The organism is Guptibacillus algicola (assembly GCF_020171805.1).
GTDB lineage: Bacteria > Bacillota > Bacilli > Bacillales > Guptibacillaceae > Guptibacillus > Guptibacillus algicola.
Genome location: NZ_JAIVAF010000006.1, coordinates 149797 through 169910, shown reverse-complemented (window position 1 = coordinate 169910; position 20114 = coordinate 149797). Strand labels below are relative to the sequence as shown.

Annotated in this window: 27 protein-coding genes; 13 read left to right on the top strand and 14 right to left on the bottom strand. The window is 39.4% G+C overall.

All coding sequences use genetic code 11. The features are described from left to right. Positions 1-29: 29 nt before the first annotated feature. A complete protein-coding gene (locus tag LCM09_RS17995; protein ID WP_318246533.1) occupies positions 30-1313 on the top strand; it encodes an MDR family MFS transporter in 1284 nt (427 codons plus the stop codon). A 98-nt stretch (positions 1314-1411) separates the two neighbouring features. Next, positions 1412-1693 (top strand): sporulation YhaL family protein, encoded by a 282-nt coding sequence (locus LCM09_RS20945; RefSeq protein WP_318246532.1) that lies wholly within the window; start codon positions 1412-1414, stop codon positions 1691-1693. Between the two features lie 50 nt (positions 1694-1743). Here LCM09_RS20945 and LCM09_RS17985 read toward each other — a convergent pair whose 3' ends face one another. Continuing rightward, positions 1744-2646 (bottom strand): peptidylprolyl isomerase, encoded by a 903-nt coding sequence (locus LCM09_RS17985; protein ID WP_224884759.1) that lies wholly within the window; start codon positions 2644-2646, stop codon positions 1744-1746. Positions 2647-2841: 195 nt separating this feature from the next. Continuing rightward, positions 2842-3021, bottom strand: coding sequence for a hypothetical protein (locus LCM09_RS17980; protein WP_224884855.1), 180 nt, complete (start codon positions 3019-3021; stop codon positions 2842-2844). Positions 3022-3145: 124 nt separating this feature from the next. Here LCM09_RS17980 and LCM09_RS17975 point away from each other — a divergent pair, with 124 nt between their 5' ends. Beyond that, positions 3146-3742: a YpmS family protein gene (locus LCM09_RS17975; protein WP_224884757.1), complete on the top strand. Its 597-nt coding sequence runs from the start codon at positions 3146-3148 to the stop codon at positions 3740-3742. Positions 3743-3863: 121 nt separating this feature from the next. On the opposite strand, the gene LCM09_RS17970 is transcribed toward LCM09_RS17975, so the two are convergent. Continuing rightward, entirely contained in the window at positions 3864-4409 is a 546-nt protein-coding gene (locus LCM09_RS17970; RefSeq protein ID WP_224884755.1) for a DUF3267 domain-containing protein, read from the bottom strand. Between the two features lie 229 nt (positions 4410-4638). Between LCM09_RS17970 and LCM09_RS17965 the strand changes: the two genes are divergently transcribed. Then, positions 4639-4983, top strand: a complete 345-nt coding sequence (locus LCM09_RS17965) for a DUF1878 family protein (RefSeq protein WP_224884753.1) — start codon at positions 4639-4641, stop codon at positions 4981-4983. Here the strand turns inward: LCM09_RS17965 and LCM09_RS17960 are convergent. Then, positions 4980-5552, bottom strand: a complete 573-nt coding sequence (locus tag LCM09_RS17960) for an HTH-type transcriptional regulator Hpr (protein WP_224884751.1) — start codon at positions 5550-5552, stop codon at positions 4980-4982. The genes LCM09_RS17965 and LCM09_RS17960 overlap by 4 nt on opposite strands. 78 nt (positions 5553-5630) lie before the next feature. Continuing rightward, positions 5631-5999, bottom strand: a complete 369-nt coding sequence (locus LCM09_RS17955; RefSeq protein WP_224884747.1) for a YtxH domain-containing protein — start codon at positions 5997-5999, stop codon at positions 5631-5633. 165 nt (positions 6000-6164) lie between these two features. Here LCM09_RS17955 and LCM09_RS17950 point away from each other — a divergent pair, with 165 nt between their 5' ends. Then, a complete protein-coding gene (locus tag LCM09_RS17950) occupies positions 6165-6362 on the top strand; it encodes a hypothetical protein (RefSeq protein ID WP_224884745.1) in 198 nt (65 codons plus the stop codon). Positions 6363-6487: 125 nt separating this feature from the next. Next, positions 6488-6886 (top strand): YkvA family protein, encoded by a 399-nt coding sequence (locus LCM09_RS17945; protein WP_224884743.1) that lies wholly within the window; start codon positions 6488-6490, stop codon positions 6884-6886. A 48-nt stretch (positions 6887-6934) separates the two neighbouring features. Here LCM09_RS17945 and LCM09_RS17940 read toward each other — a convergent pair whose 3' ends face one another. From LCM09_RS17940 to serC, 4 genes are all read right to left on the bottom strand, one after another. Continuing rightward, complete coding sequence (locus tag LCM09_RS17940) at positions 6935-7177, bottom strand: hypothetical protein (protein ID WP_224884741.1); 243 nt, start codon at positions 7175-7177, stop codon at positions 6935-6937. Continuing rightward, positions 7174-8814 carry an ABC1 kinase family protein gene (locus tag LCM09_RS17935; protein WP_224884740.1) on the bottom strand — a complete coding sequence of 547 codons (1641 nt, stop codon included), beginning with the start codon at positions 8812-8814 and terminating at the stop codon, positions 7174-7176. The genes LCM09_RS17940 and LCM09_RS17935 overlap by 4 nt, the downstream gene beginning before the upstream one ends. 171 nt (positions 8815-8985) lie before the next feature. Then, on the bottom strand, positions 8986-9504 hold the full coding sequence (locus LCM09_RS17930) for a tryptophan transporter (RefSeq protein WP_224884738.1): 519 nt from the start codon (positions 9502-9504) through the stop codon (positions 8986-8988). A 131-nt stretch (positions 9505-9635) separates the two neighbouring features. Then, positions 9636-10724 carry a 3-phosphoserine/phosphohydroxythreonine transaminase gene (gene serC / locus LCM09_RS17925; protein WP_224884735.1) on the bottom strand — a complete coding sequence of 363 codons (1089 nt, stop codon included), beginning with the start codon at positions 10722-10724 and terminating at the stop codon, positions 9636-9638. Between the two features lie 193 nt (positions 10725-10917). Between serC and LCM09_RS17920 the strand changes: the two genes are divergently transcribed. Next, positions 10918-11805, top strand: coding sequence for a hypothetical protein (locus LCM09_RS17920; protein ID WP_224884733.1), 888 nt, complete (start codon positions 10918-10920; stop codon positions 11803-11805). A 31-nt stretch (positions 11806-11836) separates the two neighbouring features. On the opposite strand, the gene LCM09_RS17915 is transcribed toward LCM09_RS17920, so the two are convergent. Further along, entirely contained in the window at positions 11837-12268 is a 432-nt protein-coding gene (locus tag LCM09_RS17915) for an HIT family protein (protein WP_224884732.1), read from the bottom strand. 263 nt (positions 12269-12531) lie between these two features. Here LCM09_RS17915 and LCM09_RS17910 point away from each other — a divergent pair, with 263 nt between their 5' ends. The 4 genes from LCM09_RS17910 (at position 12532) to LCM09_RS17895 (ending at position 15786) form a co-directional block, all read left to right on the top strand. After that, positions 12532-12999 carry a PCYCGC motif-containing (lipo)protein gene (locus LCM09_RS17910; RefSeq protein ID WP_224884730.1) on the top strand — a complete coding sequence of 156 codons (468 nt, stop codon included), beginning with the start codon at positions 12532-12534 and terminating at the stop codon, positions 12997-12999. 64 nt (positions 13000-13063) lie between these two features. After that, positions 13064-13804, top strand: a complete 741-nt coding sequence (locus LCM09_RS17905; protein ID WP_224884728.1) for an ABC transporter ATP-binding protein — start codon at positions 13064-13066, stop codon at positions 13802-13804. Beyond that, positions 13801-15006 (top strand): ABC transporter permease, encoded by a 1206-nt coding sequence (locus tag LCM09_RS17900; RefSeq protein WP_224884726.1) that lies wholly within the window; start codon positions 13801-13803, stop codon positions 15004-15006. Before LCM09_RS17905 ends, LCM09_RS17900 begins: the two co-directional genes overlap by 4 nt. A 42-nt stretch (positions 15007-15048) precedes the next feature. Continuing rightward, a complete protein-coding gene (locus LCM09_RS17895; RefSeq protein WP_224884723.1) occupies positions 15049-15786 on the top strand; it encodes an EcsC family protein in 738 nt (245 codons plus the stop codon). Positions 15787-15827: 41 nt separating this feature from the next. Here LCM09_RS17895 and LCM09_RS17890 read toward each other — a convergent pair whose 3' ends face one another. Continuing rightward, positions 15828-16262 carry a ferritin-like domain-containing protein gene (locus tag LCM09_RS17890; protein WP_224884721.1) on the bottom strand — a complete coding sequence of 145 codons (435 nt, stop codon included), beginning with the start codon at positions 16260-16262 and terminating at the stop codon, positions 15828-15830. Between the two features lie 166 nt (positions 16263-16428). Here LCM09_RS17890 and LCM09_RS17885 point away from each other — a divergent pair, with 166 nt between their 5' ends. Both LCM09_RS17885 and LCM09_RS17880 read left to right on the top strand, forming a co-directional pair. Beyond that, complete coding sequence (locus LCM09_RS17885; protein WP_263623066.1) at positions 16429-16944, top strand: type 1 glutamine amidotransferase domain-containing protein; 516 nt, start codon at positions 16429-16431, stop codon at positions 16942-16944. Between the two features lie 15 nt (positions 16945-16959). After that, positions 16960-17307, top strand: a complete 348-nt coding sequence (locus LCM09_RS17880) for a DUF3243 domain-containing protein (RefSeq protein WP_224884719.1) — start codon at positions 16960-16962, stop codon at positions 17305-17307. 46 nt (positions 17308-17353) lie between these two features. Here LCM09_RS17880 and LCM09_RS17875 read toward each other — a convergent pair whose 3' ends face one another. The 3 genes from LCM09_RS17875 to LCM09_RS17865 all read right to left on the bottom strand — a co-directional run bounded on the left by LCM09_RS17875 (position 17354) and on the right by LCM09_RS17865 (position 20060). Further along, the gene (locus LCM09_RS17875) at positions 17354-18238 is read right to left on the bottom strand and encodes a diacylglycerol/lipid kinase family protein (RefSeq protein ID WP_224884717.1); all 885 of its coding nucleotides are present in this window, start codon (positions 18236-18238) and stop codon (positions 17354-17356) included. 39 nt (positions 18239-18277) lie between these two features. Then, on the bottom strand, positions 18278-19141 hold the full coding sequence (locus LCM09_RS17870) for a formate/nitrite transporter family protein (protein ID WP_224884714.1): 864 nt from the start codon (positions 19139-19141) through the stop codon (positions 18278-18280). A gap of 175 nt (positions 19142-19316) precedes the next feature. After that, on the bottom strand, positions 19317-20060 hold the full coding sequence (locus LCM09_RS17865) for a PRC-barrel domain containing protein (protein ID WP_224884712.1): 744 nt from the start codon (positions 20058-20060) through the stop codon (positions 19317-19319). Between the last annotated feature and the right edge of the window lie 54 nt (positions 20061-20114).

Here is a 20114-nt window from a genome sequence, read left to right as displayed (position 1 = left end):
TCATCATAGAAATTGCTAGGAAGGAAAAGATGATGAAATTAAGAGATTGGGATCGTAATCTAAAAATCCGTTTGTTTGGGGAAGGTATGATTAATGTTCTGTTCTGGATGTTTTTCCCTTTCATGGCTATCTATTTTTCTGATTCATTTGGTAAAGGGATGGCTGGACTCCTCCTTGTACTATCTCAAGTATTCGGAGTTCTAGCTAACCTTGTAGGAGGATACTGTGCAGATAAGTATGGTCGGAAACGAATGATGCTCATCGCTGCAGTAGGCCAAGCATTAACGTTTCTTCTTTTTGCATATGCCAATTCACCATGGCTTGTTTCGCCAGTACTAACATTCGTAAGTTTTTCGATCCTGGGCATATTCGGATCACTCTATTGGCCTGCTAGTCATGCGATGATAGCTGACGTCGTAGAAGAAAAGGATCGGAATACAGTGTTTGCCGTTTTTTATACTGCTTTAAATATATCTGTCGTAGTGGGACCGATACTTGGAGGGATTTTCTTCTTCCAGCATAGGTTCGGCTTATTACTAACCGCCGCAATCGTGAGTTTCGGTGTTGCTTTCTTGATTGCAGCTTTCATTCGAGAAACAGCTCCAGATCAGATGGAGAAAAAGCTTGTTACCGATTCTTCTACCAAATGGTATGGATTTGTGAAAGAGCAGCTTAAAGACTATAGAGTCATCGTACAAGACAAGGTCTTTCTGCTATTCATTCTTGCTGGAATTTTTGTTGCACAGACGTTCATGCAACTAGACCTCTTGATTGCTGTTCACCTAAGTGAATCAGTACAAGAGCAAACCGTAAGTAAGCTTTTCGACATCAGGGCAGATGGGAAAGAAATCTTTGGTTGGCTGATAGCCGAAAATGGACTGCTCGTAGCTCTGTTAACGGTGTATATGACGTCGAAGATGAGTCGCTTTAAAGAAAAGAATGTGTTCATCGTTTCTTGCGTAATCTATGCCATGAGTATGATTATGTTTGGCTATACGACGCATGTTTGGATGCTTGTCTTTGCTATGTTTGTATTCACGATGGGTGAGCTAATGGTAGTAGGTATTCAGGAAGGATTCGTGTCAAGGTTAGCTCCAGAGCATATGAGAGGTCAATATTTTGCAGCAGCTAGTCTCCGATTTACAATAGGTAGAACGATTGCACCTCTAGCCATCCCACTGACTGCGATCATTGGATTCCCCTTAACTTTTTCACTTATCGGCTTGTTAGCGCTAGTAGCAGCAATGTTGTATTACGTCATGTTTAATTTAAGAGAGGCAAAGAAAGAAGAGCTTCATGAAGGAGTTCTATGATTGTATGAAACATTGGTATATTCCTTTCTATTCTTTCATAAATTGTAGTAATCCAAAGAGCTTGTACTGAAGAAGTGAATGAAAGGGAGGCGCGAGAGGTGAGAAGAGGAATTCTTGTTACACTTGGGATTTTATTTATTATTAGTATCCTTCAGCTTACTGAAATCTTTTCAACAGTCACAGCGTTTGCATCAAGTTTACCTTGGTGGATTTATTTTGTTTTAGCTGGAATCATTTACAGTGGGTATAAATCCATGACCTTAACGGTCGAAGACCGGAAAGTTGATCAGATTCACATTGAAGAAGAAGGGAAAATCTATGTGAAGCGGATGGAAGATGAGAGAGAAAGAAGAAAAAAAGCACGGGTAAGTGGTCAATAAGAAACGAAAAAAGCCGAGAGGGACACGCCCTCTCGGCTTTGCTTTTATGATTACTCAGCGTTTTCTTCGTCTGCTTTTTGTTCAGCTTCTTGTTCTTTTTCTTTAAAAAGATCTTTAAACTGATCGTCTTTTACTTTAATATCGGCTTCTTTAATTAATTCGTCGATTACAGTAGGAACGTCTTTTGCGTTCTGTTGTAGATACTGTTCTTTCACTTCTTCTTTTGATTCTTCAAAAGGTTTTACAGTTTTACTTTTTAGCTTGATGATGTGATAACCAAATTGTGATTGGACGATATCACTGACTTCGCCTTTTTCTAGAGCGAATGCAGCTTCTTCAAATTCAGCAACCATGTCACCTTTTTTGAAAATTCCAAGATCTCCGCCATTTTGAGCTGATCCATCTTTGGAATATTCTTTCGCAAGCTCTGCGAAATCTCCGCCGTCATTTAATTTTTCTTTGACTTCTTTTGCAGTCTCTTCATCATCAACTAGAATATGACTTGCTTCTAACTCTGTAAAAAGATTTTGGTTTTCTTCATAGAACGTTTTAAGCTTTTCATCTGATACATCTACGCCTTCGGTAGCTGCTTTCTGAGCAAGTAACTGTTTACGGACATCCGTCTTAAACTGCTCAAGATCTTTGTATCCATTTGCTTGTAGTGCTTCTTCAAGCTGTTCGTCTGACTCGAAGTTTTCTTTAATCTTGTCTAACTCAGCTTGTACTTCTTTGTCGGAAACATCATATTTATCTTCAAGAATTTTTGTTTGAACGAGATCGCTAAGTACCGTTTCACCAGTCTGGTCTTTCATAGCCTGATAAAATTCTTCTTTCGTTATGTTACCTGCGCCTGTTTCTACTACTACTTCTGAATCGTCGCCAGAATTATTACTACATGCTGATATAGCAAGAATTGCGATGAAAGCAGTAAGTAAAATGAACATTTTTTTCATCAAGCATACACCCCTAAGCGTTAGTTAAATTTAACATTTTTGTGTCACAATTAATACTATAGCACAAATTGTATGATGAAGTTAAATTGGGTGAGAAATATGAGAGAAATTACATATTACAGCCAAAGTCATATGAATTGATTATAATAAAAAGATGGGGCATAAGCCCCATCCTATAAGTTTGCATATACGTTTTTAGGTGAAGAGTATTTCTACATAAGATGAAATAAGGAGAATCGTGATTAAAACATTAATCGTCCGAAACACATTAGGTTGCTTTTCTTCAGGAATATTCTTCTTCGTGCAAAGAGCATTCGTCATTGAATTAAAAGCAAGTAATATCATTGTTGCAAACAGGATGAAAATCAACCCGATAATTGTCATTTGAAAACCTCCCAGAGTCCAATTCGATAATTCGAAGGAATGTATAACAGTGTTTCCTTAAGCTGTCTATTCGTAGTATGATGAAAAAGATTCGTTCCACAAGGAGATGGTTAGATTGTTAAAAAATAAATGGCGCACAGCCTTTATCGCACTTGCCTCTTTAGTCATTATTGTTCTAGTGGCTATAGTTGGATTCTATCACTATTATTTCCCTGATAGTGAGTTTGCTAGAATTCCAGATAAGACGGCAGAAGAAGAGTCCTTTGAAACGACTTTTTCTATTCAGATGAAGAAAGAGCAACTAAATGAGATTATTAACAACGAGCTAGAAAAATATAGCGAAAAGCAAGAAAATCTCGGTTATAGTGTAAGCCTCAACGAGCTTGCAACGTTTCAAGGCTATATTACCATCTTTGATCGAAAAGTTGATTTCTTTCTTAAATTCGAACCGCAGGTCCAACCAAATGGTGACCTACTTTTACAAGAAAAGGCATTTCAAATAGGGATTCTTGAGTTGCCAAGCGATAAAGTACTTTCTTTTATAAAAAAACAGGCATCGTTACCGCCTGAAATTACGATTGATGCCGATGAAGGAACAATCTATATGGCTGTTAGTGACCTAGAGTTAAAGAATGGTATGAAATTAAGAGCTCAATCATTTGATCTACCGAATGATCAAATTGTTTTTGATGCTTACTATCCTATTAACTAGATCTGTGATCCTATTGTTATTATGAAGGAAGTCTTGTGAGAATTCAATACTGCCGGCTTTTGGGCTATATGCAAAAGAACAGAGCGCTTATTGAGAGCGCTCTGTTTCGTTTCTTATATAATTAAGATGCTCGCTTGATAAGGATATGAAATCCTTCGCTTCGATCTTCTACAAAAGCATGCCTCGGAGCTTTGAATACTTGTGATGCATAGAGAAAATCACTGAAACTAAAACCAAGATTTATCGCAGCAAGTATCGAGAAAAACGATACATATGAAGGCATAGCGATGGAAAAGCCAATCGCAGCAGCTGTTATCACGATGGCTGGACTCAATGCAGCAGTCAGATAAAGGTTTCGTGAAATTGGATTGCACGTTTCACAATGCATCTTTGGGACGATTGCCATACCCTTTTCTAATCTCATCGTCGCTTTCATACCAGCAAATGTTAAAGGAAGCCAGTGTAGAAGCTTATGAATAGGGAAAAGGATAGCCAACGAGCCAAGAAACGGCAAGATAGGCACAATCGCGTGTTCTGTTTTAGGATAGAACATACTGAACGTCAGGTAAAAAGCAATAAAATAAAGTAACGTTAATAACGTTGAGAAAATCGTCAGTCGGTGTACTCCGAATTCGCGATTTAAATAGATTGATTTCCAGCAATTCATAAGGATCACCTGCTTCCGTCTATGATGTGAATTATGTTGAATACTCGTATACTGTACAGCGATTTTCTGCAGAAATCAATACGTTTTGTAGAATTGAAATATGTCAAAAAATTTTAGACAAAATAACCGTTTTTTCGCATTGGTTGTTATTGGAAAAGACGTTTTCATTCCTACCCTAGTCCGTTAAAATAAAAGTACAATTGATCGCAGAGTGAGGAGTTATTTGTAGATGGAATCTATCCACGAACGTCTTAATAAAATAGAGTATCATAATCGTCTACTTGCTATGATGTATGAAGAGAATGGCAAGTATCCTTTCTATAGATTAGTAATCGAGCAAGGTCTAACAGAAGAAGAAGTGGAAGGGGTTTTCAAGCTTTGTGATGAGATAAAGAAAAAAATGCATGAGCAGATGGAAGAAGGGCTTCTTAGCCGAACCTCACTGCTCACACATTTTGTGGGAATGTTAGATATGAAATTAAAGCCTTTACCTACGATAAAGGCGATACAGTACCAGGAAGAGAAATACTCAAACGTAATGACTGAACTTCTTACAGCTTCTCCAGAGAACTAATAGATGTTTTGCTCATTTTCTTCATTGATGAATTTCTCGTCTTTTGAGAACTCGCCTTCAAGCTTTGTAAATGATTTCTGGAATATCTCCAAAAAATCATCACCATACAACCCTTTGATCACACTCATCATTTCATTGAACTCAGGGAATTTGCCGTAGAGATCTCGAAGCGGCATAGATGCCTTCAAGACACTATCTTTATTTGGTGAGTAATGTGCCCATGTTTCTTTGAGAAGTCTTTCGCCATCTTCTGTTAGCTGTACATATGTATTCCGTTTATCATTTTCTCTTTTTGAGAAAGTAAGAAGGGAGCGTGATTCGAGTTTCTTTGAAAAGTTAAACGCCGTCGAAACGTGCATAACTCCGAACTTCGCTATATCGGAAATTGAAGAGCCATCAAGGTGGTAGGCGATGGACAAAATGTGATGCTCATTAATGTTTAAGTCGAAGGGTTTCAACCATTCTTGCCAATCCCGTTCAACTGACTTCCAAAGCGCCTTGCTTAATTGACCTATTCGGTGGCTGAAAATCATAGCTTCTTGGATAGATAGATCATGACTACCTTTCATATTTGCCTCCTTAACAAATTCCCATTTTCGTTGGGAAATCTATATTAGAATACTGTTATGATGTTGTAAAAAAACCGGCTATTTTGGAGCCGGTTTGTTAACTTCACTCTTTACAGTTTCGATTGATTGTTGCATTTCCTCAATGTCTTCCTTAAGGCGAGTGAGGTTTGGTGCAATATCTTCTTGGAAGGAAGAAATGGAACGCTTTAAGTCTGAGCTGACCTCAGCGATTATTTGTTTTCCTTCAGAAGAAAGTTGTTTAATATGAGTCGTTAGTTCATTGAGGTCTTCTTTCAGTACATTGAAGCTTTCCTTTATCTCATCGCTTTTGTTCTTTGCGTCAGTAATCATGTCCTTCCCTGATTTTGGTGTTGTTAGCAGGACTGATGTGGCGGAGATGACTCCTCCAATAAAAAACCCCGTCACTAGTGCTTTTGCTTTTCCCATGATGATTTCATCCTTTCCTGACAATCCTATTCTTCTATGACAGTATTTCTCCGTTTAAGTGTGAATTCCTTCTTTTTTATCACTCTGCCCCCGGTCATGAAATGCCTATTTTGCACATATATTTTCTAGTAATGAATTCATGACGCGTGAATAGGAGGCATGAGTATGACTGGTTTTATATTTGCTCTTATTGTAGCAGGGTGTCTACTACTGTTAGCAACGTTCAATCGCTTGTTGCTGATAAGGAAATATTCGTTTTATACCGAACAGATTATACAAAAGAAACGAAATGCATTTTTGTTCGGAACGTTCGCTGTGGTCTTTTTACTACTAGGTGTTTCGATGGCTTTCTTAGTTTTTTAGGTAAGAAATCGTTCATTCTTTATTTTTCCCATATAATTTGATCTACAAACCCTTAAGCAGAAGGTTAGAAACACGCTCATTTGAGGTATCCTATATAAAGAAGGACCAAAGGAGCGTGTGTAATTATGAATAGAATGGTGAAAAGTGTGTTTAAGAAAATGACGCAAAAAGCCGTCAGCGTTGTAAAAGACAAAGATCAATTAAAAGAAGTTTCACTAGAATCCTTAAAAAAGGGAGCTCTTTATAAAGGGAAAAAGGGTATGAGTGATATGTGGGTGGACGTCAAAACGTTCTCAAGACTCGTACAGGAAGTAAGAAAAGGAGCGTATACCGATATATCAAGGAAAGCGGTTATCATGATCGTCGGGGGATTGCTGTATTTTATAAGTCCTCTAGACGCTGTTCCTGACTTTCTTGCAGGAGTAGGACTCTTAGATGACGTAGCAGTAATCGGTTTTGTAGCGAGGCAATTAAAACAAGAGTTGGAAAAGTTCCGCGAGTGGGAAACTGGAGTGAAAATTTAATTTGTTTATAAAGATAACGAGCTGGAGACAATGTGTCTCCAGCTCGTTTTATGGTTTTGTATAACGATTCCAAAATCGCAAGATCCAAGAGAATGGGAAAGGAAGTCGGTAACCTGCTTTCTCTAATTGCTTTAAAAGGTTTATAAATGCCCCGCCTACACGCCTATTTTGCTTCAGCTTCTCTTTATTCCCTTTAACGGTGATGCGATAGCCGTTTGAGAGACCTTCTATTTTCACCTCTGAATCGCCAAGCTTTTCAGTCGTTTCTTTCATTATGTTCTCGTCGCTCATTTCGTACTCTCCTTTTTTTGCCAGATTCTTTTCTCGCGTGATCCTGAAATCAGCATGAATAGGAAGCTTACTCCACCAGTTATGGAAGTTGCTAATTGCAGTTGATCAAGCTGGAATGAAAGGCTTATAAAAAAGCCAATGATACTGGTGAGTAGAATGAAGAAGCTATAATGCTTATTCCACAGCATGCTTTTAGATCGAGATTCCTTTCGTTTTACCGACTCTTCCCACGTGCGGTGGTCGTTCAATTCATCAGAAATTCTATCTAAAGGATTCTCGATCGAGCTTAGCTTTCCATAGATTTTACGGAAAATCTTTGTGGGATCATTTCGTTCTTCAGATGATTCGCTCTGTTCCACCCACTCCTGGACGATCGGTTTTCCTTCTTCAATAAGATCGATAGAAGGATCAAGTGTATAAAGGATTCCTATTATGGTAGAGATCGCACGTCCAAGAAAGGCAAACTCGCTTGGAAGCTGAATAGGCTGTTTGTTCACAAGGGTTTGAACTTCACGAAGAACTTGCTCAGCTGTATCCTCATCCATCATCGTTAAATCTTGTTCTACAAATAGGGTCACTAGAGTTTTGATCGCTTTTTCGATCTGTCTCTTATCAGAATCAGGCAGAAGGAAGCGTAGTTCGTCAAGTGCGTCTGTAACATCATCATACTGGCTGAGAACAACACCAGTAATCAGTTTTCGAATAGAGAGGGCATCACTCGCTTCAATAAATCCAACCATTCCAAAATCTATAAACACGATTGTGCCGTCGTTCTGAATAAGAATATTTCCAGAGTGAGGGTCTGCGTGAAATTGTCCTTCTTGTAATAGCTGTTCAAGGAATCCCTTTAACAGTTTTCTTGCAAGCTCTTTCCGGTTGATGCCCTGCTCTTCAATGTACGAGAGGTTTGTTACTCGAGCTCCTTCCATCCATTCCATCACGAGCACTTTTTTCGTTGACCATTCTGAAATGTAATGGGGGATACGGTACTGTGTACTTTCTTTATAACGTTCTTGAAAATTGATGCCATTCTTTAGTTCTTTACTAAAGTCGAGTTCATCTTCAATGACCACCCGAATTTCATCATATAATTTGGGGAGATCTAGCTGGTTGCTGTAAGATGTGAACTTATCCATCAACCAGAAAACGATTCGGAGTGCTTTAAAATCAGCACTAATAATCTTGCGTATATTTGGACGCCTGATTTTTATCGCTACTTCCTCGCCGGTCATGAGGTTTGCTCGATACACTTGACCAATCGAAGCAGATGCTACAGGACGTTCAGATACATTTTTGATTATATCTTCGTAATTGGAGGACCATTCTTCTTCTAAAATTCGTTTTGCTTTTGCCCAAGAAAAAGAAGGGACTCGATCGACAAGGTCTTCAATTTCTTCAAGAAACACTTTCGGAAGGATGTCTGCTCTTGTTGAAAGAAACTGACCGAGCTTAACAAGAAGCCCTTCAAGTCGAATGGCTTTTTCTTTATATTCTTTTGCCTGTTTCTTCAAGAGTTTTTGAAAGCGTTCTTGGTTCCATGAATGCTTGCTTTTTCTCCTGAACGTTTCGAGTTGGATGAAGAATTTAACGGACATAAAGACAATGACAATAATTCGGTATAGTGAGTTGAACTTCATTTTTTTCACCTGATTCTATAATGTGCGTTTAATGGTTAACATAGCCTATTTACGAAGTTTAGAAACAACTTTTTTATGTAAATAGCATATTAGAACAGCTCTATGTGGGGTAAATCAAACAAAAAAAGTAGGCTGACGAGAATGATCTCGTCAGCCTACTTTTTGTATATTTTAAAAGGCGAAAGTTGTGCGTTTAAGAATGGATTGTACTACTGGATAAATGAATACCATCGCAATCGTATTAACGATTGCTGTTGGAAGAACCACCGTTAGAAATAGTCCCGTAAATGCTGCGCCGCCAGGTAGTCCTGCGAATACGAGCGCTGCACCTAAGAATATTGCGCCACTAATCATTGTACCGATTGCCGTTAGTGCACCAGCTGTAACGAGTGAATTACCAAATCGTTGAACAAGCAAGTATAAACCAAAGAATGCAAAAGCAGTAATAGGCTTATCAATTACATTGGCAAGTTGTCCACCAGGAAAAGTTGTTGTTGCTGCAGATATAACACCTGTGGCCAAACCGAGTACAAGAACGCTTCTACGGTCAGGAAATAATAGAATTCCAAGAAACATCATCGTTAGAAGCATGTCGTTTTTCATTCCAGAAATAAGTCCTGGAATAATAGCATGCAAGATCGTTCCGATCCCTAGTAGTAAAGCCATCAATACCAAATTTTTTGTTTTCATAAAGAAACTCTCTCCTCTTCTCATCTCATTTTCCGTCAGTGTGTGACGGTGGTTCCCTCCAGAAGTGCTCTATGTGCCTCCTGCGAAAGAACTAGTTTAATAGTAACAAACGAACTGCCTATTGAAAAGTGTTAAATATTGTGCTTTTGATGGAATGTGTTCATAAAGTCGCATAAAGCTTCGACTGACTCTAGAGGAACAGCGTTGTAAATAGAAGCACGACAACCTCCTATTGAACGATGACCTTTCAGGCCTACAAACCCTTCTTCTTCTGCTTCTTTTAAAAATAGCTCTTCTAATTGCTTTTCAGGTAATATAAACGTGACGTTCATGCTAGATCGACTATCTTTGTCTGCAATACCAGTGTAAAAGCCCTTGCTTGCATCGATCGTATGATAGAGAAGGTTTGCTTTCTGCTTGTTCCATTCTTCAATCGCCTGTATGCCACCGTATTTCTTTGTCCATTTAAGAACGAGTGAAAGCATGTAAATGGAGAAGGACGGCGGTGTGTTATAAAGTGAGCTCTTCTCAACATGAGTACGATAATCAAGCATTGTTGGAAGGTTTTCAGGTGTGTCTTTCAGTAGGTCTTTCTTTAATATAACCACCGTAACACCTGCTGGGCCAAGGTTCTTCTGAGCGCCTGCATAGATCAGTCCAAATTGTTCGATTGGAATCGAACGACTTAAGATATCACTAGACATATCCGCAATGAACGTCTTGTCCGCTTTCTTAGGGAATTCCTTCCACTGCGTTCCGTGAATTGTATTATTCGAGGTGATGTGTACATAAGCGTCGTTATCACTGTAGGTTAACTCCTCTTCAGTAGGAATGCGGCTGAAATTGGTATGTTCACCAGTTGCTCCTGTGAACGTTTCCCCTACCTTTTGAGCTTCTTTAAGAGCTTTTTGTGACCAGCTGCCTGTGATGAAATAATTCCCTTGTTGTCCGTCTTGTAGAAAGTTCATCGGTACCATTGAGAATTGTAAGCTTGCGCCACCTTGTAAGAAGAGCACTTCATAATCATCAGGGATCTGTAGAAGTTCTCGTAACAGGTTTACTGCTCCCTCATGAATAGCTTTGTATTCTTTACTTCGATGACTGAATTCCATAACCGACATACCAAATTGCTGATAGCTAATTAATTCTGATTGCGCTTGATCTAATACTTCAAGAGGTAGTGCCGAAGGGCCGGCATTAAAGTTAAATCGTCTATTCAAGAGAAGACACTCCTTTAGTATAGTAATGCGATAACCTATTTTTGTTTGTAATTATCCTATCATTAATAGAAACATTATCGCTATATTTTTTCTGAATCTTATAAAATATTTGTTCGAATGTTCATCTAGTTTTTGATTACTTGCATTGTTTTGCTATCCTTATAGGAGCGAATGAAAAGGAGTGAATCACAACATGTACCGCGAAAGTAAACCCATTCACATTGGACCATACGACCATCCAGATATTTATCCAGGACCTAGACCATCTTCTTCGTTCGTGTATCATGACGGAAAAGCTCATCGAATCGACGAAGTACAGAATGTGCCAATTGAAGACCAGGTTGTTCATTATTCTTTAGGGGACGAAGTAACAGGAACGCTAGCATTCTCATCACCTTCAAGGATGACGGTTGAGGAATTGTTGGAAAGTGAGGGACTTGCTCCTATTGAAGATCGGATTCCTTTATTGGCATATGGCTCTAACGTGTGTTTGGCACAATTGAAATATAAGTTTAGCCTTAATCCAGATGTAAGTGACTTTATTTTGTTCTGCCGCGCCAATATCGTTGATACTGATGTAGTTGCAGGGTCTTTCTTAGCACCATATGGAGCACTTCCAGCTGTCATTGCGCCTGTCTCAGGAGCGAAAACGGAAGTGTGGGTTACATTTGTTGAAAGAGAGCAACTTGAACTTTTAAACCGCACTGAAGGAAGCTATGTACTGAGGGAGCATCAACACGAAAAGCTTGCTCTTACAACGGGAGAGCGGTTTGAGCGGGTATATGCATATTATTATCCTCATGCACTCTTAAAGGAAGGTTCCATGGTTCGGTTTATGGATATCCCAGGGGAATCCCCTTTGCCATCTATGTGGCAAGCTGATCTGTTGAATGAATTGAAAGGTCTTATGGGGTACGAGGGGCATAGAGAAGAGTTCATACATGAGCTCCGGTGGAATTCAGTCCTGCAATCAAAAGTCTCAACTTTCCTTACTGGAATGGAGGAGAAGTTCGACCATTCTGATTGGGTGGAGCCAACAGGATTTCACACGTTGAAGGAAATGAAGAGGTCACATAATTAAGAAAAGGAGGCAGCGGCCTCCTTTTCTTATATTAATTAAATTGTGAACGAATTCCTTCAGCAAGCTTTTGAAGCTTATCGGCATCGTACTCACTTTCGTGGGTTTTCCACACAGCTCCAAATCCATCACCTTTTCCATAGCGAGGAATGAGATGAAGGTGGTAGTGGAACACAGACTGTCCAGCAATCGCTTCATTGTTATTTAGGATATTCATTCCTTCCGGAGTAAAGTTTGCTTTTAGTGCATTTGCAATTTCAGGTACAGCTTCAAATAGCTTCGATGCCGTATCAGTGTCTAATTCATAAATATTCTGCTTATGTTTCTTTGGAATGACGAGTGTGTGTCCTTCTGTTACTTGAGTGAGGTCGAGGAAAGCGAGTACGTCTTCAGATTCATACACTTTTGCTGATGGAATATCACCGTTAATAATTTTACAGAAGATACAGTCAGGAGAATGACTCATTACGATCATCCTTTCATCATTTTTGTATATCGTACCATATTTTACATATGTATTGAAAAAAACAAAAGGCTCTGCCGGGGGTGCAGAGCCGTGAGCGTAACTTGTTTCAGGGAAGACGTCACACTCCATACTATGTTGCTCTGAAATGGACCAAACTATTCAACAAGATGTATCTGTTTTTCGAATATTCATATGAAATGATGGAATCCTTCGTTTAATCAAGATATGATGTGTACAGATTTAGTTAATGGAGGAGAGAGAATATGAAGGTTCGCTTATTAGCGTTAGTGTCATTACTGATGATATCTGTAGTTACAGGGTGTAATAGTTCTGAAAGTCACCAAGAGCACACGAGCAACGGAGATATACAAGAAACCACAGAGCTCAACGAATTACCTACTTTCCTTGAAAACCAACATGATACTGTCCAAGCTATTTATTCAAAAGTGGAATCTGAAGAAGACTTATTAGAACATATTCCATGTTATTGCGGGTGTGGCGAAATGGCTGGTCATATGAATAACTATGATTGTTTCGTTCATGACAAAACTGACGACACAGTGACATGGGACGACCATGGAACGAAATGTGGTGTTTGTCTTGATATCGCTGTAAAGGCAATAGATATGAAGGAAAATGGAAAGTCAGTTACTGAGATTAGAACGTATATCGATCAAAAGTATGAGAGTGGATATGGCAAGCCAACACCAACGCCATTACCAGAAGCATAGTCGTTTCACCGAGGGTATGTAAGTTTGTTAAAATGGAGTCAAATAAAGAAATGAGAGGGCCATTATGACGAATTCGATTTTAGAAGTGAACAATCTAACTGGTGGTTACCAGGCGAATAAACCTGTGTTACACGATCTATCTCTTAATGTGAATGAAAATGAAATCGTGGGACTGATCGGATTGAATGGAGCAGGAAAAAGTACCACCATAAAGCATGTGCTAGGGTTGCTTGATCCGATGAAAGGCAATATTCGTGTTGCAGGAAGTACGTTCAGTGAAAATAAAGATACGTATCGAAAACAGTTTTCGTATATACCAGAAACGCCTCTTCTGTACGATGAGCTAACATTATGGGAGCATCTACAATTGACAGCTCTAGCATATGAATTAGATGATGATTGGCAGCAAAGAGCAGAAGGACTCTTAAAAGAATTTCGAATGACGAACATGAAAAATTGGTTTCCTGGTCACTTTTCAAAAGGCATGAGGCAGAAGGTTATGATTATGTGTGCGTTTCTTGTTCAGCCTTCTCTCTATATCGTTGATGAACCTTTTGTTGGTCTTGATCCAATAGGTATCCAATCGTTTTTAGATACCATGGTACAAATGAAAGAAAAAGGCGCAGGTGTGCTGATGTCGACTCACATTCTTTCAACTGCTGAAAGATACTGTGATCGTTTCATCATTCTCCACGATGGCGTCATTGTTATGTCAGGAACAATGACAGAACTGCAGCATGAAATTGGGAAACCAGGCGCAACCTTAGATGAGATCTATATCAAAGCGACCAGGAGCGGTAAATGATGCAGCTCGAGATGTTATGGAAGGAAAGAGCAGGAGCGTTTTGGAATATTGCTCTTCGTTACTTTCGCTTAATTGGTAATAGTAGCTTTTTGTTTACGCTCGTCCTGACTCTTATTTTCGGAGCATATTATTATAGTGAGCTATTGAAAGTATTACCAGAGACTTTCCCGGGTGTGGCAGTGATTACAATTATTGCTGCTTTTGTTATCGTAAGAACGCCTCTTCGATTCTTTTTATCAGAAGCAGATCTTGTTTTCTTGTTGCCAGCAGAAAGTAAGCTCAAGGATTATTTCCTTCGATCTCTGTTTTATAGTTTTATGCTTCAGGCATTTATTACGGTAGTAACGATGGTTATTCTTGCGCCTCTCTATCAGCATGAAATGGCTGCCGGAACTAGTTACTATATATTTGTGATTGCTATCATGCTTTTGCTAAAAGGTCTAAATGTTCTAATGAAATGGATGGAATTGCATCTGCCGGCACATCGCTCGGTTGTCGGGTTCGTAGTTGTTCGTACGTTTATGACGATGCTACTGTCTTATTTATTGTTTGTTCAAGCCTCATGGGTGTTTGTCTCACTAACCGCAATTGGGTTCGTTGGTGTTCTATTGTTTGTGTTTTTTCCTCTACAAGGGAAGTATGCGATCAAGTGGGAAAAACTCCTTGCACTCGATGAGAAGCAAAGTATGAAGTTTTACCGAACGGCCAATTTATTTACGGATGTACCGAAACTAAAGCAATCTGTTAAAGGGAGAAGAGTGATTAGTTCAATTGCAGATAAAATTCTTCCGAATGATACCGTGTATGAAAAGCTTTATCAAAAAGCATTCGTTCGAAGTAATGAGTATCTCGGCATATACCTTCGCCTATTGCTCATTGGTCTATTAGTGATCGTTTTTGTACCTGGAACAACAGGTAAGATGATTGGGGCAGGGCTCTTTATCTATTTAACTGCTACGCAGCTTAGGACGCTTTATCCTCATTTCGATGCACATGTGATGATTAAGTTATATCCTCTAAAAAGCGGGCAGAAAGATCTTGCATTCCAAAAAATGCTCAAACGATTATTAGGAGTACAGGCCGTTTTGTTTGCACTGATTGCACTCGTCCTGACTCAAAGCGTAATAACCTTCTTTCTAATCGGATTGATAGGAAGCGTTGCTGTGCTGGTTGCTACTATGAAGAAAACAAGCAAACCGTAATTCCTTATGTAACACCAAACTCATACATAAAGGAAGATTGCTATGAATGGCTATGAAGCAGAAATTCGAGATGAGCTGATCATCTGGGAAAGGAAGATGACCCGGAAAGCTCCAATGTTTTCGAGAGCAACTAAGAAACTGCAAAACAAAGTAAATCATGTTATTCCTGAACGTGTCCATACAGTCGTTACGAATAGCATTCGAAAGATGGTTGAAGGAGTTCTCGCTGGAAACTCTTATACTGTGAAAGAACCTTTAAAGAATTTATCACTACAAGAAAGAGACAAGTTAGCAAGAGAAGCAACTGTTACCTTCAAAAGAATTGCAGCTGTTGAAGGAGCTGGAACTGGAGCAGGTGGGATTTTGTTAGGATTAGCAGATTTCCCATTGCTGTTATCGATCAAGATGAAGTTCCTTTTTAATTTAGCTAGTATTTATGGCTTTGATGCAAGACGATTTGAAGAAAGAGTGTTCATTCTTACGATTTTTCAGTTAGCTTTTTCCTCAAATCAAAAACGTAAAGAAGTATTCAGAAGGTTAAAGGACTGGGAAGCTACAGCAAATGGTTATAAAGAAAAGGCGTCCTTTGATAAAGAGTATGATTGGAAGTCGTTTCAACTGGAATATAGAGATTACATCGACATCCCAAAGCTTCTTCAAATGATTCCTGGATTAGGAGCAATCGTTGGGGCATTTGTGAATTTCCACTTTATCGATTGGTTAGGGGAGATTGGAATGAATGCGTATCGTCAAAGGTTGTTACCATCTAAAACGTCGTAACACAGTAAGAGCCGGCCATCATCAGGCCGGCTCTTTTGCTATTATTCGAATCGTGCATCGCTTAAAATGCGGTCCATTTCTTCCATATGGTGCGTTTCGTCTGCAATCATATCATCAAGCTTCACAACGAGTTCAGTATATCCTAGTTCTTCAGCTTGTTTTTTGCGCTTTTCGTAGCGGTCGATCGTATCTTTTTCTGCTCGTCTTGCTTCTAAGAGCATTTCCTTAACATCGCTCAGTTGTTTGACCTCAGCTGGTGTTGTAGTAGGTGTACCACCAAGAGTTTTGATCTTTTCAGCAAGGTAGAGGGCATGTCCTTGTTCGTCAGCTACTTCACCCTCAAAGAAGGGCTTCAACGTTTGACGATACAAGCCTGATACAACTGCCGCGTTGTACGTATACATGATACTCGCTGCATATTCATTGGCTAGGTCTACGTTTAATCCTTCGATTAGCTCCTGCTTCTTATCTTCCATTCAAAACACCCTTTCTAGTCAAAATGAGTTCCATCTTATTTTTACCCATTCATGAATTTTATAAAACATGGCTACACTAATCTTAGCTGCCTACTCAAATGTTTGCATAGGTGATGAAGGGGTAATAGTCAACTAGAACGTTATCTAAATGCAAGGAGGATTCACATTGAGTAAAATTGCAGTTCTTATGACAAATATGTTTGAAGACGTAGAGTATACAAAGCCAGCTGAGCAATTCGCTAATGCTGGACATGAGTTGACTGTTATTAGTCATAGTGCAGGAGAAGAGTTAACCGGAAAGCAGCAAGAAGCGACCGTAACTTCAGATATAGGCATCGACGAAGTCAAAGCAGAGGATTTTGATGTCTTATTCATTCCTGGAGGAGTTTCTCCGGATGAGTTACGAGCGGACGAGCGCTTTGTAAGCTTCACAAAGAAAATGATGTACCAGAACAAGAAAACACTCGTAATCTGCCATGGTCCTCAACTTCTATTAACTGCTGAAGTCCTTCATGGTCGTAACATTACTGGGTTTAAGTCGATCCAAACAGACCTTAAATATGCTGGAGCAAATGTATTTGATGAAGAAGTCGTTGTGTGTGGTGGGACATTAGTAAGCAGTCGTAACCCAGACGATATTCCAGCATTTATCGAAACGTCATTGTCTATAATGGATAGCTAAGGAGCGTGAATGGTAATGAGCGAAAAAAATCATTTAGTGAATAAGAAAAGTGAAGTAGACTTAAAAAAAGTGGACGACACGATGGATCGTATTAGTGAAGATCGTTTTGACGATATTCTGTCCAACTTTGAACAGTTCAAAGAGTATCTTGCTAACAAGGTAGAAGTAGGGGAGAAGCTTGGACTTAGTGAAGAGAGGTTAGCGCAAGCAGCAGAGAAAGTTGCTGATTATCTAGCTTATAAAGAAGAGCCTAAGAATAGAGAAGAAAAGCTTCTTCAAGAACTGTGGCTCGTAGGTGAAAAAGAGCATCGTCATGCTCTAGCACATATGCTTGTTAGAATGGTCTTAAAAGAAGATAAATAAAGAAAAGCCGCTGAATTTTTTCAGCGGCTTTTTAAGTGCCTGGCACCTAGAGGTCTCCAGCGAGGACAGTTAAGTGTTCAGGAAGTAGTTCTAATGTTGATGGGGTCGTGTAGTTACGCTCACCATCACAATCTATTTTCTGTTCAGGGTCGGCAGAAATACTTAATTTTTTCGTTTGGAAATGAATGATATCTTCATTTAAAGCAGGTTGTTTTGTGAATTTAGACTGAAAGAAAGACCAGAACGTAGGGAGTGACGATTCTTTAATAATCAAGACGTCGAACTTTCCGTCTGTAAGGTTATTCTCAGGAAAGAACGCTTGAACGCCTCCAGTAAAGGGTCCGTTTCCTACAAGCATCATAACTGCTTCACCTTCAAATTGTTTTTCATCTGACTCAACCGTTAGATGGAATGGAGAAGGGTCGTTAATTGTCTGAGCTGTGCTAATATAATACGATAGTCTTCCAAACAGTTCCTTCGTGTTCGGGTCGATATTTTCTGAAGCTTGCGTGATCATTCCGATGCCCCAGAAATTAAGAAAGTACTCATTATTCGAGCGACCCACATCGATGGTTTTTCTATTGTTTTGTATGAGCTGTTCAACAGCTAAAAGTGGGTTCTGGTTCAAACCGATCGCTCGTGAGAAATCGTTACAAGTTCCACCTGGAATAATACCGAAAGCGGGACGGTTCTTTTTGCTACAAAGCGCATTTGCTAATTCATATATCGTTCCATCCCCGCCAGCTCCAATCAGAACATCTACTTCTTCACAAATGTCATCCACGATTTCTGCTCCGTGACCAGGGTATTCTGTTTCGTAGAATGTAAACTGATCAAAGTTTTCTTCGAGTCTTTTCTTTATCGTGTCGATTTGCCTGATCATTTTTTGGTTTCCTGCATTTGGATTCAGCAACAGTGCTGCATGTGCCATGGGCAATTTCTCCTTTCGTTTAGATTCACTTACCTTTCATTAAGCTTCTTCTCGAGGGAAGTGCTCTTCGTTAATTTCTTCTTTGTACGCATAAGTGAAAGTGAGCGCTACTAATACTCCGCCTCCAATAAGGTTTCCGATACTAGCAGGAACGAGGTTGAATAATAAGAACTCCACCCATGTATACTCGGCGCTGTGGAAGATCGCTGTTCCGAAGTACCCCATGTTTGCTACGCTATGCTGGAAGTTCCCTGCAACGAAAATGATTACCGGAAGTGCAGTAGCAAGAACTTTACCAGTTAAGTCTCTTGCAGCGGTTGCAAGGAATGCTGCCATTCCGATCAACCAGTTTGCAATGATTCCGGAAAGAAGGATTTGGAACCAGCCTTTTGTTCCTTCAGATAAAAACTTCATTTTATGTTCAATATACACGTTCAGTTCAGTGTAGAACTCAGGCGAAAGAGAACCTGACAGCACAACTAACAATCCTACTAAAAGTGCTCCTAGTATATTCCCCAAATAGCAAACTACCCAGAACTTCATAAGTTGTTTTGGAATCCAGAACTTTCTTTGCAGAATATAGCTTGGTAATAAGACGTTAACTTCTGTAAATAGGATGGCTCCTGAGATAAATACGATCGCATACCCGGTTACGAAACCTGCACCGGCTAGAAGATTATGTATACCTTTCGTTTCAACCCCAAGGGCAATGAGAACAGAGAGAATTGAACCAAACGTTACAAAAGCTCCTGCTAGTATCGATAAGATAAACTGTCGATTGAGTGGTCTTGCACTATGAGACTCGCCCTTAACGATAAATGTTTCTACGATTTGAGCCGGGAAGTAGAATTGTCTTTCCGGATAAGAAGCTTTCCCTTCCTTCTTTTTATCCTGATAGGCCATAACAAGTCTCCTAACGTAATCTATTACTGCAAAACGGTTATGCAGTTACTTGTCAAATAAGCTCATGTCGCTAGTTGTCTAGAACTATCGTTTTTCGTCATATAAGGAGATTTCCTGGGAAATGTGAATACTCCCTGTCGGAAAATAAGCGAGATGGTCACCATCTCGCTCGATATCAAAATTTCCAGTATCCAGTTTTGCCGTAATGAGTATAAAGATCTTCTTCGAATCGTCGTGTCAGAGGCTCATTCAATAAATATTCTGGTGCGTTTTCTATTTTCTCTTTCGTAACATTTACTACAACGCTACGATCAGTCCAATGGATATCATCAATCCATTCAGTAGACAGTAAAACCTTTTTACCATGTAGGAGGTCCTTAGTGTCTACGACAAAATATCGAAGCTTCCACGTTTTGTCGTCGAATATAAAATCTTCAACGTGCCCGATTTCGCCATCGGTTGCTTGTATATGATAATTTGAAACTTCTTTTGTACTGCGAAGGTGATTATCGTCTTTACCTCGTTCATCATAATAACTTTCAGGGTTCGTTTCTTGTGGGGTAGGATACATCCCGCTACCCCATGCACCGGTTCCTACCCAATAGTAAGGCCAACCATAATGTTTATTGATAGACATTTCATGTTTTCTAGAGATTGTTTGGTCCGCATCGATCGAAGGACTGTTCTTCAATTCATCTGTTGAAAGGGAAACCGAGATTTCTTCTTTATCGTGCGTAAGCTTCTCTATTGAGTATGGTGATAGTAAGATTTTTCTTCCTGGTAACCATTTTCGGGTATCAACCACTAAATACCTAACAGCCCAGTGTTCATCATCAAAGTATAGTTCTTTCAATGCACCTTTTTCGCCATCGCTTGTGTCGATACTATATTTGTAGATTTCATTTTCACTTACAAGCATCAGATAACACTCCTGTGAAATTAATAGTATTCTATTGCAATGCAAATACCCTCA